This window comes from Mucilaginibacter gilvus, from assembly GCF_004054195.1.
GTDB lineage: Bacteria > Bacteroidota > Bacteroidia > Sphingobacteriales > Sphingobacteriaceae > Mucilaginibacter > Mucilaginibacter gilvus.
Map to the genome: position 1 here is coordinate 666,438 of NZ_SBIW01000003.1, position 14,139 is coordinate 680,576.

Here is a 14,139-nt window from a genome sequence, read left to right on the forward strand (position 1 = left end):
CCAAACGCAGAAATTTACTATTTATTAGGTGTAGGCGGAATATTCTCGGGGTTTTCCTCCGTAGCAGGGGCGGGCACTACACCAGAGGTATCTACCGGCATATTTGTACTGTCGGTTTCGGTGGTATCCCGGCTGTACTGTTGCGGTGTTGGGCAGTTATATTCCTTGGTTATCTTTACCCATGGCTTCGGGAACGGTCCGTAGGTGTAGCCCGAATTAGCATCGGCGTAAACCTTTTCCATAAACTCGCCAAATATAGGCAGGGCTGTATGCGAACCTTCCCCGGTTTCGGATGTGGTGAAATGCACGCTCCTATCATCGGCACCTACCCAAATACCGGTTACCAGGTCCTTAGTAATCCCCATGTACCAACCGTCTACATAATCGCTTGAGGTACCGGTTTTACCGCCGATCTGATTATTCTTCTTCCAAAGGCCAGGATACTCCCAAAGGGCCTGCGAAGTGCCGCCCGGTTCTTCCATACCGCCGCGGAACATGTAAAGCATAAGCCAGGCGGTTTCTTCGCTTAAAACCTGCTCGGTTTTCAGCGTAAATTCCTGTATAATATCGCCTTTCTGATCGGTTATTTTGGTTACCAGCAATGGGTCTACTTTCTGACCCTTGTTCAGAAAAGTACTGTAAGCCCTTACCATTTCAAATACCGAAACATCGTTAGAACCCAATGATACCGATGGTACCGATTTCAGCGGACTTTCGATGCCGATCTTATGTGCGTACTGTACAATTTTATCCCAGCCCACATGCTCGGTTACCTGCGCGGTTATCGAGTTAACCGATTTGCCCATCGCCCAGCGCAGCGACATCTCGCGGCCGGAGAAATTAAAATCGGCGTTATTGGGTTCCCAAACATCATCTTTACCGTTATCCTTAAATTTAATGCTTACGCGTTTATCGGTAAACTTATCGCAGGGGGTAAAGCCGTTATCTATAGCGGTAACGTAGGCGAATGGCTTAAAGGTGGATCCTGCCTGGCGTTTTGATTGGTTTACGTGGTCGTAATTAAAGTATTTATGGTCGATACCGCCAACCCAAACTTTGATCTTGCCTGTGGATGGCTCCATGGTCATCATCCCGGTATTGAGGATTTTGGTGTAGTATTTTATCGAATCTACGCTGCTGAAAGTGGTATCCTGGTCGCCTTTCCAGGTGAAAACGCTCATGCGTTTTTTGGTTTCGAAGTAGTTGTTTATCAGGGTAGTATCGCCGTTATATTTTTTGCTCAGTAGCTTGTATATCGGCAGCCTTTGCTCTGCTTTAAGCAGAAAATCTTTTATCTCTACGCCCTTGCTATCGCGCCATGGGTTTTTATCGCCCCATAGGTTGTTGAAACGCCTCTGCAGCATCTTCATTTTATCGGCAACGGCATCTTCGGCGTATTGCTGTAGTTTGCTATCTATAGTGGTATAGATCTTCAGGCCATCCTCGTAAAGGTCGTATCCGTTGTCTTTACACCATTTATCCAGCCAGCGTTCTACCGCGTGGCGGATATACGAATCGCCCTGCCCAGTTTTATCTACATAGCTGCCGTCGAGCGTGATAGGCTGTTTGCTGCTGGTATCGTAGCCAACCTTGTTTAAGTAATTGTATTTCAGCATTTGCGCAAGTACCACATTGCGGCGCTCCTGTGCCCGCTGCGGATAAACCCGCGGGTTATAGGTAGAGGTTGCCTTCAGCATGCCTATTAAAGTAGCGGCCTCGGCAGGGGTAACCTGGTTGGGCATTTTGTTGAAATACTTTAACGTAGCGGTTTTGATACCATACGAGTTATTGCCGAATGGAACTGTATTGAGGTAAAGCGTAAGGATCTGTTGTTTGGTATACTGATGCTCTATTTTATAGGCGGTGAGCCATTCTTTACATTTAAAAACAACCGTCTTTACTCCCGGGATATACTTTACCAATCCCTGCGATTTGCGTTTACGCGTGTTGAACAGGTTTTTTGCCAATTGCTGGGTAATGGTACTTGCGCCGCGGCGGTCGCCTTTTGCGGTTGATACCAGGCCGCTTACAAAACCGATAAAATCTACCCCGCCATGCTTATAAAAGCGCACATCCTCAGTAGCAACCAGCGCGTTAATGAGGTTGGGCGATATGTCCTTATATTCTACGGGAGAGCGGTTTTCTTTATAAAAACGACCTATCAGCTTGCCATCTGCCGTGTACACCTCGGATGCAAACTGCTGGGTAGGGGTTTTGATATCCCTCATATCGGGCGAATAGCCAAACAGCCAAAGAAAATTCAATTCTATGGCACAGAAAAAGAGGATAACAAAGTAAACAAAGATGGTAAGGTATCTCAGGTATCGGTTTCTTATACTTCTGAACATGGGGTAAAGATGGAAATTTATGCAACTATTACCATAGCCGCGGCACAAAAAATTAACAACGCAATTTTATTAACTAAATTTTAATTTAATACGTTGCATGTTCATTTATTTTCTGCGCAGAGACAAATAATTACGAAGCGCTGCCTTTATCCATTTCACGGCACACTTTTTCCAGCTCTTTTAACCTTTTAACTTGCCCGGGGCGGGGGTTGATAAAGGTGCGCACGCTTTTTACGAGGTCAAAAGCATCCTGATAAGTTGCACCAGCTTTGATAAGGTAGGCGATAGCCATGGTAGGGCCTCGGCCCAATCCCTGCCTGCAATGTACGTATACAGTGCCCCCTGCTTTGATCTCGTTATCCATAAAGGTGGCACCTTTCAAAAGTGTATCCAGATCGGGTGGTGTATTGTCTACCGTAGGTAGGTGGAGATATTTAAAGCCTTCGTACTGCGCTTCGGTGTAAACCGAGTGGATGCGCATGTTTACAATTGCCGTTACCCCAAGGGCTTTTAATTTTTTTAGGCCAATTAAGTTATACTGACTGCCGAGGAAGAGGTGGGCCGTGATCTGGCTGCGTTTAATGTTGGGCAGGCCATACACATAACGGTGCGTTATATCTGCCATCTTCTGTAAAAAGATGTACGCAACCAAGGCCGAGCTTTTTATTTTGCTAAACATTGTTTTTATTTTGGCACCAAAACGTTGAGTGCTTTTGGTATGATACTTATTTCGATCTTTTTGGCCTCGTCTTCGCAGTCGTCGCAAATATATTTTACTTTATCGCTCAACTCTATCACAACTTCTTTGCACCGCCAGTGTTTTAAAACGTCGGATGTTGTATGGAATAACGTACTGCCTGCAACCTGTAACATCGACAGCGGATCGGCGCTTTTTAATAGGATCACGTCCAGTTCGCCATCGTATACGCTTATCCCCGGCAGGAACGACATCTCGCCGATACCGATGTTCCCTGCATTGGTTACGGTTAACGAAACACCCTCTTCATTTATTTGCTTCCCATCGATAGTTAGTTCATAAGATAGGGGTTTTGCAGCAATAGTGGTTTTAAGTGCGGTTATACCATATGCTACCTGCCCCAGTTTACTTTTAAGCCCTGCATCGGCATCGAGTATCATATCTGCCATGATGCCGAGATTTATCCGAAGCAGGAAAGGTGTGCCGTTAGCTATGCCCATATCCATCTGCCTTACTTTGGCGTTTCCCGCCACAATGAGTTCTATCGCCCCGGGCGAATCCTGCGGTATACCCAATTCTTTAGATAGAATGTTGGCTGTACCGCCGGGTATAACGGCCAACGGTGTTTTATTGCCGTAAAGCGCCGCAGCTGCTTTGGTAACGCTGCCATCCCCACCGTAAATAACTACCAGATCTGTTTTACCAATAAGCTGTTTCGCTGTATTAAAAGTGTCTTCTTCTTTACGGGTAACGGTAATATCCCAATCGATATCAGACCCGTTAAGCGCATTGTGCAGGTAGCTAAGGATAGGTTCCTCTTTACCCGAACCCGGATTGATGATAAACTGAATGTTCTTGAATTTCATTTGTTATGACTTGGCAAATACCATTCCAGTATCGTATATAATACAGGGGGTGAGGAATAATTATATAAAATAAACTTTCAATATATTTTGAAAGTTCAATATAAATATTCTACATTTGTACATGCAATAAGCACAACGATAAAAAACATAGAAATCATGAACTACTTTATTTTAACCTACGCGGTTTACCTCACCGTTAGTATTTTATTAACCGTTTGGGTAGCTAAAGTTTTATTTAACAACGGTCGCATTTTTTTGGTGGATATTTTTCATGGCAATGCCCCGCTGGCCGATAGCGTGAACAAGCTGCTGGTAGTAGGCTTTTACCTTGTCAATATTGGCTATATGTGTTTGGTGCTAAAAGAGACCAACACCATCAAAAGTACCCAGGAAGTGATAGAGGTACTGAGTTATAAAATAGGTACTATTATCCTTATCCTTGGTGCCATGCACTTTTTTAACGTGGTGGTTTTCTTTAAACTGCGCAACAAAGCGCAACTGGTAAAAGGCGAGAGAGCTAACGTAGTATTTGTACAACCTAAATAACCCGGGCCATGAAAACGCTGAACGATCACCTGATACTTTACGATGCCGATTGCCCTATGTGCAAGGCTTATACCAAAGCCTTTACCCGCAGCGGTATGCTGGGCGATGGGGGCAGGGCCAGTTACCAAAACATTCCCGATGAGGTTTGTCCGCTGGTTGACAGGCAGCGCGCCGTGAACGAAATAGCCCTTGTAAACACGCAAACCGGCGAAGTAAGTTACGGTGTAGAGAGCTTGTTTAAAGTGATCGGCAACAGCTTCCCGGTGTTTAAGCCATTGTTTGGGTTTGGGCCATTTATTTGGTTGATGAAGAAGGTGTACGCGTTTATCTCTTACAACCGCAGGGTAATTATCCCTGCGGCACATGAGGTTCAGGGCATACAACCCAGCTTTAGGTTGGGTTACAGGCTTATTTATCTGGTGTTCACCTGGTTGATGGTGGGTAGTATTCTCACGGTTTATGCGCATCATTTAACCCCGCTTGTTCCGCTTGGCGATCTGCTGCGCGAGTATTATATCTGCGGCGGGCAGGTGCTGTTCCAGGGGATAGTGATCAGCCTGTACAGGCCCGCTAAACGCTGGGAGTACCTGGGCAATATGATGACGATATCTTTAGCAGGTGCGTTATTGTTGCTGCCCGTATTGCTTGTAGCCAAATTTGTTGCCCTAACGCCAATAATATGTACCTTATGCTTTTTGGGCGTGGCCGGGCTGATGTTTTTAGAACACATCCGCCGTACCAAACTGATGCAGTTAGGCTGGCTGCTTACCATCAGTTGGGTGGTTTACAGGCTGCTGCTGTTAATTGTTATCTTAAATTAAACATATCATGAAATATCATAAAATAGTGCTTGCCGGCGGTAATGGTTACCTGGCTACGGTATTAGCTAAATACTATAAAAACTTTGCTGAAGAAATTATTCTGCTGAGCCGCAAGCCTGCACCCGCCGATGGTAACATTAAAACCCTTATTTGGGATGGTGAGACCGAAGGTGAATGGGGCACCGCGCTCAACGGTGCGGATATGCTGATAAACCTCTGCGGTAAAAATGTGAACTGCCGCTATACCGAAAAAAATAAACGGGAGATCATCCGCAGTAGGGTAATGCCTACTACATTGCTGGGCAAGGTGATAGGCAAGCTTGCTACGCCGCCAAAACTGTGGATAAACCTGGCATCTGCTACCATTTACCGCCACGCGGAAGACCACGCGCAGGACGAAGCCACCGGCGAAATAGGGTATGGCTTTTCTATAGACGTATGCACCCAGTGGGAACAGTGCTTTTTTGACGCCGATACGCCAAATACCCGCAAGGTTGCCCTTAGGCATGGTATTGCCCTGGGCCGCAGCGATAGCGTTTTCCCGCGCCTGCTTAACCTCGTTAAATTGGGGACGGGCGGCAAACAAGGCGACGGCGAGCAATACATTGCCTGGATCCACGAGCACGATACCGCCCGCATCACCGAATTTTTGCTGGAGCATACCGAGCTGGACGGCGTTATCAATTGCGCGGCGCCTGAAGCAGTTAAGAATAAAGACCTGATGCGCATCATCCGCAAAGCTTACGGCATTCCATTCGGCTTGCCTGCACCTCAATGGCTGCTGGAGATTGGCGCGAAGGTCATCGGCACCGAAACCGAACTGATCCTGAAAAGCCGCTGGGTAACACCTAAACGATTACTGGACGCGGGGTTTGTATTCCAGTTTCCGAAAGCAGAGCATGCGGTACACGATATTTTAAGTTTGAGGGTTTAAGCCATGGCTATTATTAAACTAACCACTAAAATAAAAGCACCCGCAGCAGTATGTTTCGATCTTTCCCGAAGCATCGACCTGCACGTAAACTCCATGGAACATACGCATGAGAAAGCCATCGCCGGCAAAACCTCAGGGCTTATCGGGCTCAACGATTGGGTAACCTGGCAAGCCAACCACTTCGGACTGAAGCTAAACATGACCATCCGCATCAGCGAGTTTGCAGTCAATGATTACTTTATAGACGAGATAGAAAAAGGCCCGTTCAAAATGATGCGCCACCTGCATCAATTTAAGCAGGTGGGCAGCTTTACATTTATGGAGGATGAGTTTATCTTCAAATCGCCGTTTGGCTATCTGGGTAAACTGGTTGACGGCTTGTTTTTAGAAAAGTATATGACGAAGCTTTTGCTGAAAAGGAATGCTGTAATAAAAGCAGCTGCTGAGGAGCATCGCTATGAATTACAGAGTTAAGGAATTGCAGAGCGCAATGCATTATTCACAAATTTCCTACTGATAGGGGAGCTTGCCTTCCCCGCGCGTCACTGCGAGGCACGAAGCAATCTTCCGATAGAAAGGTAGGCAGTATGCAAAACGGTCATGCAAAGTTCTGAGATTGCTTCGTGCCTCGCAATGACGGGTTGGGGATGATTTGTTTAATTGGAAGCTACGTCCGCTGCTTTTATAAAAAACCTTTCTTCGTTATGTGCTTCTAAAACGCTTATCTCATCGCCCACACTTAGCACACCTTCGCCGGTGTGTACCAAATTCTGCCCGAAATAGATCTTATTATTTTTTAACCGGTATTTGGCCAGCGTTTTTAGCGGCTCCTTGCCCTTTTTAGCGTTTTCCTGGTCAATTGTGGTCATTACGCAGCGGGCGCAGAGTTTTACACCGTGCATATCTATGCCATTTACATTGATATGTTTCATGGTATCCTCGCTGTACGCCTCACCACCGGTAAATACAATGTTCGGGCGGAAACGGTTCATGGGCAACGCATCAGGCAGGCGGGAGTTCAGGTCATCCAATGAGGCCTGGCCAATGATCAGCATAGGGTAGGCGTCCGAAAAGGAGGTGATGGCACCCTTGTTGGTATACCTTGGATCGGTTGGACGGTGGATGTTATCGGGCATGTAAACCAGTCGGCAGAGTAAGTTTAATTTCTCCGAAAACCAATCGTCTATATGGCTGCTCACCAATTGCGCCCGGCAGGTATCGTCCCAAATTCTAACCTCCAGCATTTCTTCGCTTTGCGGTAAAAATGGGATGGTAATGGAGGTGTTATCGGGCAGGTAGGTTACCAAAATGCCCTCGTTACTCAAAGCTGTTTTTAACAGCGCCATTTGCGCGTTCTCGCGCTGGGAAAGGAACCTATTATTGGCATCTATCAGCATCCAGCGGCGATCGTGCTGCAGGCCGCGATCGGTAAGGATGGCCGTATCAACTATTATGCCGCCTAAGGATTTGATGGGGTAGATGTATAGTGCGCTTACCTGTAACATGCCGTAAAAATAAGTCTTTGGTGCGAGTTTTGGCGATTAGCGATCAGTTAATCAGCGATTAGTTAGCATAGGATAATTTAACACGATTAAGTGATTTTTATGATTAACACGATAAATCAGGGCAATCTTATGAACTTTTAATCAAGGTTCAGAAAAAATGCGATAGGGATTGTAGTGGAAATCCCGGAATGAAGTGCTGCTTTTATCAGCAGTGCTGAACGAGGAGTTGGAACGAAAAGCCCGGGCCGCAGGCATCGCCATCATTTGTCTGAACTCGAATTTTATGGAATTGGAAGAATTTTCAGAATTTAAACAAATAACAGTGCAGGTGTATTTTCACTCACCACACACATTAAATGTTCAACTTACAGTTGTTTTTGCAGTTATAAATCTATAAAATTGTTTAACCTTTTATTAACGCCACTATTTCAGCGGCAAAAATCTTAAAATTATGCCAATAGACGCACCCAATATTAACGGTAAGGCGACAGCCCAAAACACGTACGATGCTATTGTTGTAGGATCGGGCATCAGCGGTGGCTGGGCTGCCAAAGAACTTACCGAACGTGGCTTGAAAACCATTATGCTGGAGCGTGGGCCTAATTTTGAGCACATAAAGGACTATAAAACAGCCAATAACAACCCGTGGGATTTTGAGCACCGTGGTAATGTAACCCAGGCTCAGCGCAACCGCAGACCGGTTATATCGCGTAACTGGGGTGCGCAGGAGGCTGTTATGGATTATTGGGTAGATGAGCAGGACGCCCCTTACGCTGAAGTAAAGCCCTTTAACTGGTGGCGATCGTACCAGTTGGGCGGACGCTCTATATTATGGGGCCGACAAAGCTACCGCTGGAGCGACCTTGATTTTGATGCCAACGCGAAAGATGGCTGGGCGATAGACTGGCCGATCCGCTATAAAGATCTTGCCCATTGGTACGATCATGCCGAAAAATTCGCGGGCATCAGTGGCTCGCTGGAAGGGTTGCCGCAATTACCCGACGGGCACTTTCTGCCGCCTATGGATATGAACTGGGTGGAGAAGGATGTTGCCGCCAGTATTAAAAAGAAGTTTGGCCGCCACATGATCATTGGCCGGGTGGCTAATTTAACGGCGGCTATCCCCGGGCGTACCAAATGCCAGTTCCGCAACCGTTGCTGGGAAGGTTGCCCTTTTGGTGGCTATTTCAGTACGCAATCATCTACTTTGCCGGCAGCACTGGCAACGGGCAATTTAACGGTAAGGCCACAATCTATCGTTACTAAAGTATTATATGATAAGGATACCAAGCGTGCTAAAGGGGTTGAGGTGCTGGATGCCGAAACCAATAAAACTTATGAGTTTTACGCCAAAGTGGTGTTTGTAAACGCTTCCGCTTTAAATAGCGCCTGGGTGCTGATGAACTCCGCAACGGATATATGGCCGGATGGCCTGGGTAGCAGCAGCGGCGAACTGGGCCATAATATTATGGATCACCACTACAATCTGGGTGCAAGCGGTGTAATGGAAGGCTACGAGGATAAATACTTTTATGGCCGACGCGCAAATGGCATTTACCTGGCACGTTTTGCCAACGTGTTTGGCGATAAGCGCGATTACCTGCGCGGTTTTGGCTACCAGGGCGGAGCGAGCCGGCAGGGCTGGAGCCGCGAAATTGCCGAACTTACCATTGGTGCGAAATACAAAGAGGCGCTATCCGAGCCCGGGCAATGGCAGATGGGCCTGAGCGGATTTGGCGAGCTATTGCCGTATCATGAGAATAAAATAACGCTTGATAAGGAGCGGAAAGATAAGTGGGGCCTGCCTATCCTTTCTATGGATGCAGAGATAAAGGATAACGAGAAAAAGATGCGCGTGGATATCGTAAATGAGGCAAAAGCGATGCTGGAAATGGCGGGTGTTAAAAATATTGAGACGCACGACAGGGGGCATAATGTTGGTGATGGCATCCACGAGATGGGCACCGCCCGCATGGGTAACGATCCTAAAACATCGGTATTGAACAAGCACAACCAGGTTTGGGACGCACCAAACGTTTTTGTTACCGATGGCGCTTGTATGGTGTCCTCGGCTTGCCAAAACCCCTCTTTAACATATATGGCCCTTACTGCCCGCGCCGCGAATTTTGCTGCAGATGAGTTGAAGAAGGGGAATATTTAGGGGGGACAATTATTAATAAACGTCGTCCTGAACTTGTTTCAGGATCCTACAGGACAGGTATCGAACTTTGCTAAACGGCGATGTATGTGCACTACTTTTATGATGGGGTGCCGAAAAAATTTCGGCATGACGTAGGGTTTTTAGTATAAACAAAAAGAGGTTAGCCGTAAAACGGCTAACCTCTTTTTGTTTGATGTTCTAATCTCTTACTTACAATACAGCGCCAGTTTATCGCCGGCTTCTTTTAAGCCGAGGGCTACAGCCTTGTTAATGTCTGCACAACCTGCTGTTTTCTCGCCGCGCTGGGCTTTGATGATGCCGCGGTTGAGGTAAGCGGTCGCATTTTTAGGGTCCATTAAAATAATGGCGTTTAAATCTGTTAATGCCGCGGCCCAGTTCTTCAAATTCATTCGGGCTGTGGCACGTGCCATGAGTACTGTGGTGCTTTTGGGTTCCAGTTTAAGCGCCGTAGCGAAATCTTTTTTCATGGCCAGGGTATCACCCGTAAAACTTTCGGCAATAGCACGGCCCGTATAGGCTTTTACGTTATTTTGGTTGAGCAGCAACACGTTAATGTAATCATATACGGCCCCTAAGTATTCCTGTTTAATTAGTTTAAGATCGGCACGGGCAAGGTAAGCCTCGTCGTTGGTTTCGTTGAGGGAGATGCCTTTGTTGATATCAACTAATGCCTCATCGTATTTTTTTAGCGCCACCAGGCTATTACCCCGGTTGATGAATGCTTCTGAAGAGGATGGGGCCAGTTTTATAGCCAGGTCGTGATCTGCCATTGCGCCTGCCAGGTCATCCAGCTTGCTTTTGGCAACGCCGCGATAGCTGTAGAAGTTTACATTCTTAGGGTTTATCACAATGGCATCATCAAATACCTTTAAAGCCTGCGTGTAACGGCCGGAAGCGATAAGCGCTTTGCCATAATCTATATACAGATCGTTGTTTTGCGGTGTGGATTCAATTGCGGCTTTGTAATCGGCCAGGCTTCCTTCCACATCGCCATTCTTCATTTTAATGCGGGCGCGATGGAGTAAGGCGTAAGGGCTGCGTGCATCCAGCGTTAGCGACCTGCTATAAAGCGCTATGGCGGCGGGATAATCGTGCTGGGCCGCCTTAATATCTCCGCTGCCTACGTAGGCATAGGTGGCTTTAGGCTCTATTTTAATGGTGGTCGCAAAATCCGCCAGTGAGCCAACTGTATCATTCAATTCTATCTTAGCCTTAGCGCGCGACATATACCCATAGGCGTTTTTAGGGTTTATGCTGATGGTGGTATCGGCATCGGCAATAGCGGCGGTAAAGTTTTTCATGTTGATCTTTACATCAGCCCGGTTTTGGTAAGCTTCGTCATATTTAGGGTTCAGGGCGATAGCCCTACTCAGATCCTCAATGGCACCATCCCGATCATTCATATTGTTTTTAGAGATGCCCCGGCCCATGTAAAGTTCGGCCTTTTTTGGGTTTTGCTCAATCGCTTTATCAAAAAACTCAATCGCGCCTTTATCGTCATCGGCATTGCTGGCGGCAGAGGCCAGGTAATGGTAAAGTTCGGGCATCTGGGGATTAAGACTCACTACCCTGCGGTAATCAGCAATGGCGCCCTGGTAATCCCTGATATTTGCTTTAGCGTTACCACGATAGAACCATGCTTCAGAGTTATTAGGCTCTGCCTTAATAGCGGCGTCGAAATCAGCAATAGCCGCCTTGTAATCGCCAAGGTTCCCTTTTGAGTTTGCGCGGTAGTAAATAAGGTCGGCATCACCCGGTAAAAACTTTTCGGCAATGTCAAAATCAACAATAGCACCCTTATTATCGTTCAGGTTAGCCTTAGCCACCGCGCGGTATTTGTATAACTCTCCCTTTTGCGGATTCAGGGCTATCGCTTTATCAAAATCGGCAAGGCTGCCCGCATAATCCTTTAAATTGCTTTTTGCATTGGCACGGTAATGCCACGCATCTAATAACCTTGGGTCGAGGTCCAATGCTTTAGTAAAATCGGCAACGGCACCTCCATAATCACCTATATTGGTTTTAGCATTGGCCCGGTACAGGAACGCCCTTGCCACGCCGGGGTTCATTTGAATAGATCGGTTAAAGTCGGCAATGGCCTCCTTATAATCCTTCATATTTGCTTTTGTGTTGCCGCTCGTCATGTAATCGGTAGCGGTTTGGGCCATGCAATAAACCGGCAACAAAAACAGAATAAATAACAATCTCTTCATTAATTTATTTTTCAAAGATGCCTAATGTAAGTAAAACGGAATAAATGGTTTGCTAAATTAGGTAAATACGCCCGTTTTAACCTCATGATTAATATAGCTATAAGCTATGAGTTACAGGGTTAATTGTAAATAAAAAAGCACAGCGGGCGGGCTGTGCTTGTCTGAATCAGGATTTTCAGAATTTTAGAATGAGCAGAATTTAATATAAAGGAATTTTCGATTGGCAATGGGAGTTTCTGTTGTTATTCTGAAAATCCTATAATTCTGTAAATTCTGATTCTGATGAATTTTTTATTCAAACCCACCATGCCTGTTAGCTTTGGTTTGTGCCGGCCATTTGGTTTGTTCGCCGGTTTTGGTGTTTATGGGTAATACGATCTTGTCGCGTGAGGTTTTGGCTGGGTCTTCGCAGGCCATGTAAACCAGTATGGCGGTTAGCATAGCGTTATTTTTTACGTCGTCGAAAACTATCTTATCGTAAGTATCGCGGTTGGTGTGCCATGTGTAACTGCCATAGCTCCAGCTGTTTGAGCTTAATGAAAAGCCGGGAGCGCCCACCGCTACAAACGACGCAAAATCGGACCCTCCGCCGCCTGGTGTACCAGGGAAGTTGGTAGTGATCTGCTCACGAATATTCGCGGGTACCTTGCTCAGCCAGCGGCCAATATAATCGTAGCTGTTCAAAAAGCCTTGTCCGGAGATATTCACCACACGGCCTGTGCCGTTATCCTGGTTAAATAAAACCTGCAGGTTGGCCACTATCTCCGGGTGATCTTCCACAAAAGCGCGTGAGCCGTTCAGGCCTTGTTCTTCGCTGCCCCAGTGCCCAACTAAAATGGTGCGTTTAGGGTTAGGGTATACTTTTTTAAGGATGCGCATGGCTTCCATCATAGTTAATGTACCGGTGCCGTTATCGGTAGCGCCCTGGCCGCCATCCCAGGAATCGAAGTGTGCAGAAAGCATCACATACTCATCCGGTTTTTCGGTTCCTTTTATTTCACCAACAATGTTAAAGGTTGGTACAGCACCAAGTTCCTTAGATTCTGCTTGTATTTTAATGGTTGGTTTGCTGCCGCCTTCGGTTAAGCGGTACAGCATCCCATAATCTTCCAGCGCTATATCAACCGTAGGCGTTTTTTTGGTGTAAGCGCCAAATATCTTATCAACCCCAAAACCTGCCGACCAGTTAGAGGTAACGACACCCGCCGCGCCGGCTTTTTCCAATGCGGGGGGTAAACTACGCGCGGTTAAACCGGTATTGCTGATGCGTTTGCGCCATGCATCAGTTTGCGCGGTGCGGTCGGCCTTCATTTTATCGAAAGATTTCTTGGTGGCAAACTCCGTCCAGTTATAATCGGGCCTGCCGGTAGGCTGCAGCATAGAGATCATTACAAATTTACCTTTCACCGCAGGCAGCCATTTTTGAAACGCGATAGAATCGGCAAATTCAGGCAGAATGATGGTTTCGGCAGTAACCGCTTTTTTCATGCCGGGGCTCCAGGCCAGTTGCGTGCCTTCCAGCGATTTTACACGCGGGGTAACCATGTCAATATGTGATACGCCGCGTTCCCAACCGCGCCAGTCGCCCCATTTTTCGTAACGGGCCGTGATGCCCCAGTCTTTATATTTTTCCAGCGCCCATTGGCCTGCTTTTTCCATCTGCGGCGTGCCTACCAAACGTGGGCCAATACCATCAAACAGTTGTTTGGCAAGCGGCACCAGCTGCGAGTTTTCTGTCTCTTCTTTTACAATGTTATCTACAACAGGGTCCTTGGTTTGCGCGGTAGCTGCTCCGGCGGCAAAAAGCGCTGGGATAACCAGCATTTTTGTGATGTTTTTTGCACTGAGGAGGTGCAATAGCGTATTGGTAGTTTTCATATAGGCGAATATAAATAATAGCCATGGGTTTATGATTTGGTAACAGCAATTTCACAAAGCGTGCAACTTACCAGTTTGTGCTATTTTTTTAAAACCAAATACCACTCCGATGCTTTGATATAAAGAGATCTAAGTAAAAATTAATTTAA

11 protein-coding genes are annotated in these 14,139 nt (G+C 46.6%); 5 read left to right on the forward strand and 6 right to left on the reverse strand.

What is annotated here, in order from left to right:
• Window positions 1-17: 17 nt before the first annotated feature.
• From EPL05_RS08805 to EPL05_RS08815, 3 genes are all read right to left on the reverse strand, one after another.
• Window positions 18-2,348, reverse strand: coding sequence for a penicillin-binding protein 1A (locus EPL05_RS08805; protein ID WP_128533566.1), 2,331 nt, complete (start codon window positions 2,346-2,348; stop codon window positions 18-20).
• Window positions 2,349-2,478: 130 nt separating this feature from the next.
• Window positions 2,479-3,027, reverse strand: a complete 549-nt coding sequence (locus tag EPL05_RS08810; RefSeq protein WP_128533567.1) for a dual specificity protein phosphatase family protein — start codon at window positions 3,025-3,027, stop codon at window positions 2,479-2,481.
• A gap of 5 nt (window positions 3,028-3,032) precedes the next feature.
• Window positions 3,033-3,911 carry a diacylglycerol/lipid kinase family protein gene (locus tag EPL05_RS08815; RefSeq protein ID WP_128533568.1) on the reverse strand — a complete coding sequence of 293 codons (879 nt, stop codon included), beginning with the start codon at window positions 3,909-3,911 and terminating at the stop codon, window positions 3,033-3,035.
• 156 nt (window positions 3,912-4,067) lie between these two features.
• On the opposite strand from EPL05_RS08815, the gene EPL05_RS08820 reads away from it, so the two are divergent.
• Genes EPL05_RS08820 through EPL05_RS08835 form a run of 4 tightly spaced genes read left to right on the forward strand, consistent with a single transcriptional unit; the run spans window position 4,068 to window position 6,686 of the window.
• On the forward strand, window positions 4,068-4,457 hold the full coding sequence (locus EPL05_RS08820; RefSeq protein ID WP_128533569.1) for a hypothetical protein: 390 nt from the start codon (window positions 4,068-4,070) through the stop codon (window positions 4,455-4,457).
• A gap of 8 nt (window positions 4,458-4,465) precedes the next feature.
• A complete protein-coding gene (locus tag EPL05_RS08825) occupies window positions 4,466-5,278 on the forward strand; it encodes a thiol-disulfide oxidoreductase DCC family protein (RefSeq protein WP_128533570.1) in 813 nt (270 codons plus the stop codon).
• A 7-nt stretch (window positions 5,279-5,285) separates the two neighbouring features.
• Window positions 5,286-6,212, forward strand: coding sequence for a TIGR01777 family oxidoreductase (locus EPL05_RS08830; RefSeq protein WP_128533571.1), 927 nt, complete (start codon window positions 5,286-5,288; stop codon window positions 6,210-6,212).
• Between the two features lie 3 nt (window positions 6,213-6,215).
• Window positions 6,216-6,686: an SRPBCC family protein gene (locus EPL05_RS08835; protein ID WP_128533572.1), complete on the forward strand. Its 471-nt coding sequence runs from the start codon at window positions 6,216-6,218 to the stop codon at window positions 6,684-6,686.
• A gap of 182 nt (window positions 6,687-6,868) precedes the next feature.
• Here the strand turns inward: EPL05_RS08835 and EPL05_RS08840 are convergent, their stop codons facing one another.
• Entirely contained in the window at window positions 6,869-7,717 is an 849-nt protein-coding gene (locus EPL05_RS08840; protein WP_128533573.1) for an MOSC domain-containing protein, read from the reverse strand.
• A 451-nt stretch (window positions 7,718-8,168) separates the two neighbouring features.
• Between EPL05_RS08840 and EPL05_RS08845 the strand changes: the two genes are divergently transcribed.
• Window positions 8,169-9,878 (forward strand): GMC oxidoreductase, encoded by a 1,710-nt coding sequence (locus tag EPL05_RS08845; RefSeq protein ID WP_128533574.1) that lies wholly within the window; start codon window positions 8,169-8,171, stop codon window positions 9,876-9,878.
• 206 nt (window positions 9,879-10,084) lie between these two features.
• Here the strand turns inward: EPL05_RS08845 and EPL05_RS08850 are convergent, their stop codons facing one another.
• Complete coding sequence (locus tag EPL05_RS08850; RefSeq protein ID WP_128533575.1) at window positions 10,085-12,112, reverse strand: tetratricopeptide repeat protein; 2,028 nt, start codon at window positions 12,110-12,112, stop codon at window positions 10,085-10,087.
• A gap of 291 nt (window positions 12,113-12,403) precedes the next feature.
• On the reverse strand, window positions 12,404-13,990 hold the full coding sequence (locus tag EPL05_RS08855; protein ID WP_243837252.1) for a M20/M25/M40 family metallo-hydrolase: 1,587 nt from the start codon (window positions 13,988-13,990) through the stop codon (window positions 12,404-12,406).
• Between the last annotated feature and the right edge of the window lie 149 nt (window positions 13,991-14,139).

Bases quoted from the DNA above. Each gene is read 5' to 3' on its own strand.
- EPL05_RS08805 (WP_128533566.1), bottom strand. From the start codon at position 2,348: ATGTTCAGAAGTATAAGAAACCGATACCTGAGATACCTTACCATCTTT.
- EPL05_RS08810 (WP_128533567.1), bottom strand. From the start codon at position 3,027: ATGTTTAGCAAAATAAAAAGCTCGGCCTTGGTTGCGTACATCTTTTTA.
- EPL05_RS08815 (WP_128533568.1), bottom strand. From the start codon at position 3,911: ATGAAATTCAAGAACATTCAGTTTATCATCAATCCGGGTTCGGGTAAA.
- EPL05_RS08820 (WP_128533569.1), top strand. From the start codon at position 4,068: ATGAACTACTTTATTTTAACCTACGCGGTTTACCTCACCGTTAGTATT.
- EPL05_RS08825 (WP_128533570.1), top strand. From the start codon at position 4,466: ATGAAAACGCTGAACGATCACCTGATACTTTACGATGCCGATTGCCCT.
- EPL05_RS08830 (WP_128533571.1), top strand. From the start codon at position 5,286: ATGAAATATCATAAAATAGTGCTTGCCGGCGGTAATGGTTACCTGGCT.
- EPL05_RS08835 (WP_128533572.1), top strand. From the start codon at position 6,216: ATGGCTATTATTAAACTAACCACTAAAATAAAAGCACCCGCAGCAGTA.
- EPL05_RS08840 (WP_128533573.1), bottom strand. From the start codon at position 7,717: ATGTTACAGGTAAGCGCACTATACATCTACCCCATCAAATCCTTAGGC.
- EPL05_RS08845 (WP_128533574.1), top strand. From the start codon at position 8,169: ATGCCAATAGACGCACCCAATATTAACGGTAAGGCGACAGCCCAAAAC.
- EPL05_RS08850 (WP_128533575.1), bottom strand. From the start codon at position 12,112: ATGAAGAGATTGTTATTTATTCTGTTTTTGTTGCCGGTTTATTGCATG.
- EPL05_RS08855 (WP_243837252.1), bottom strand. From the start codon at position 13,990: ATGAAAACTACCAATACGCTATTGCACCTCCTCAGTGCAAAAAACATC.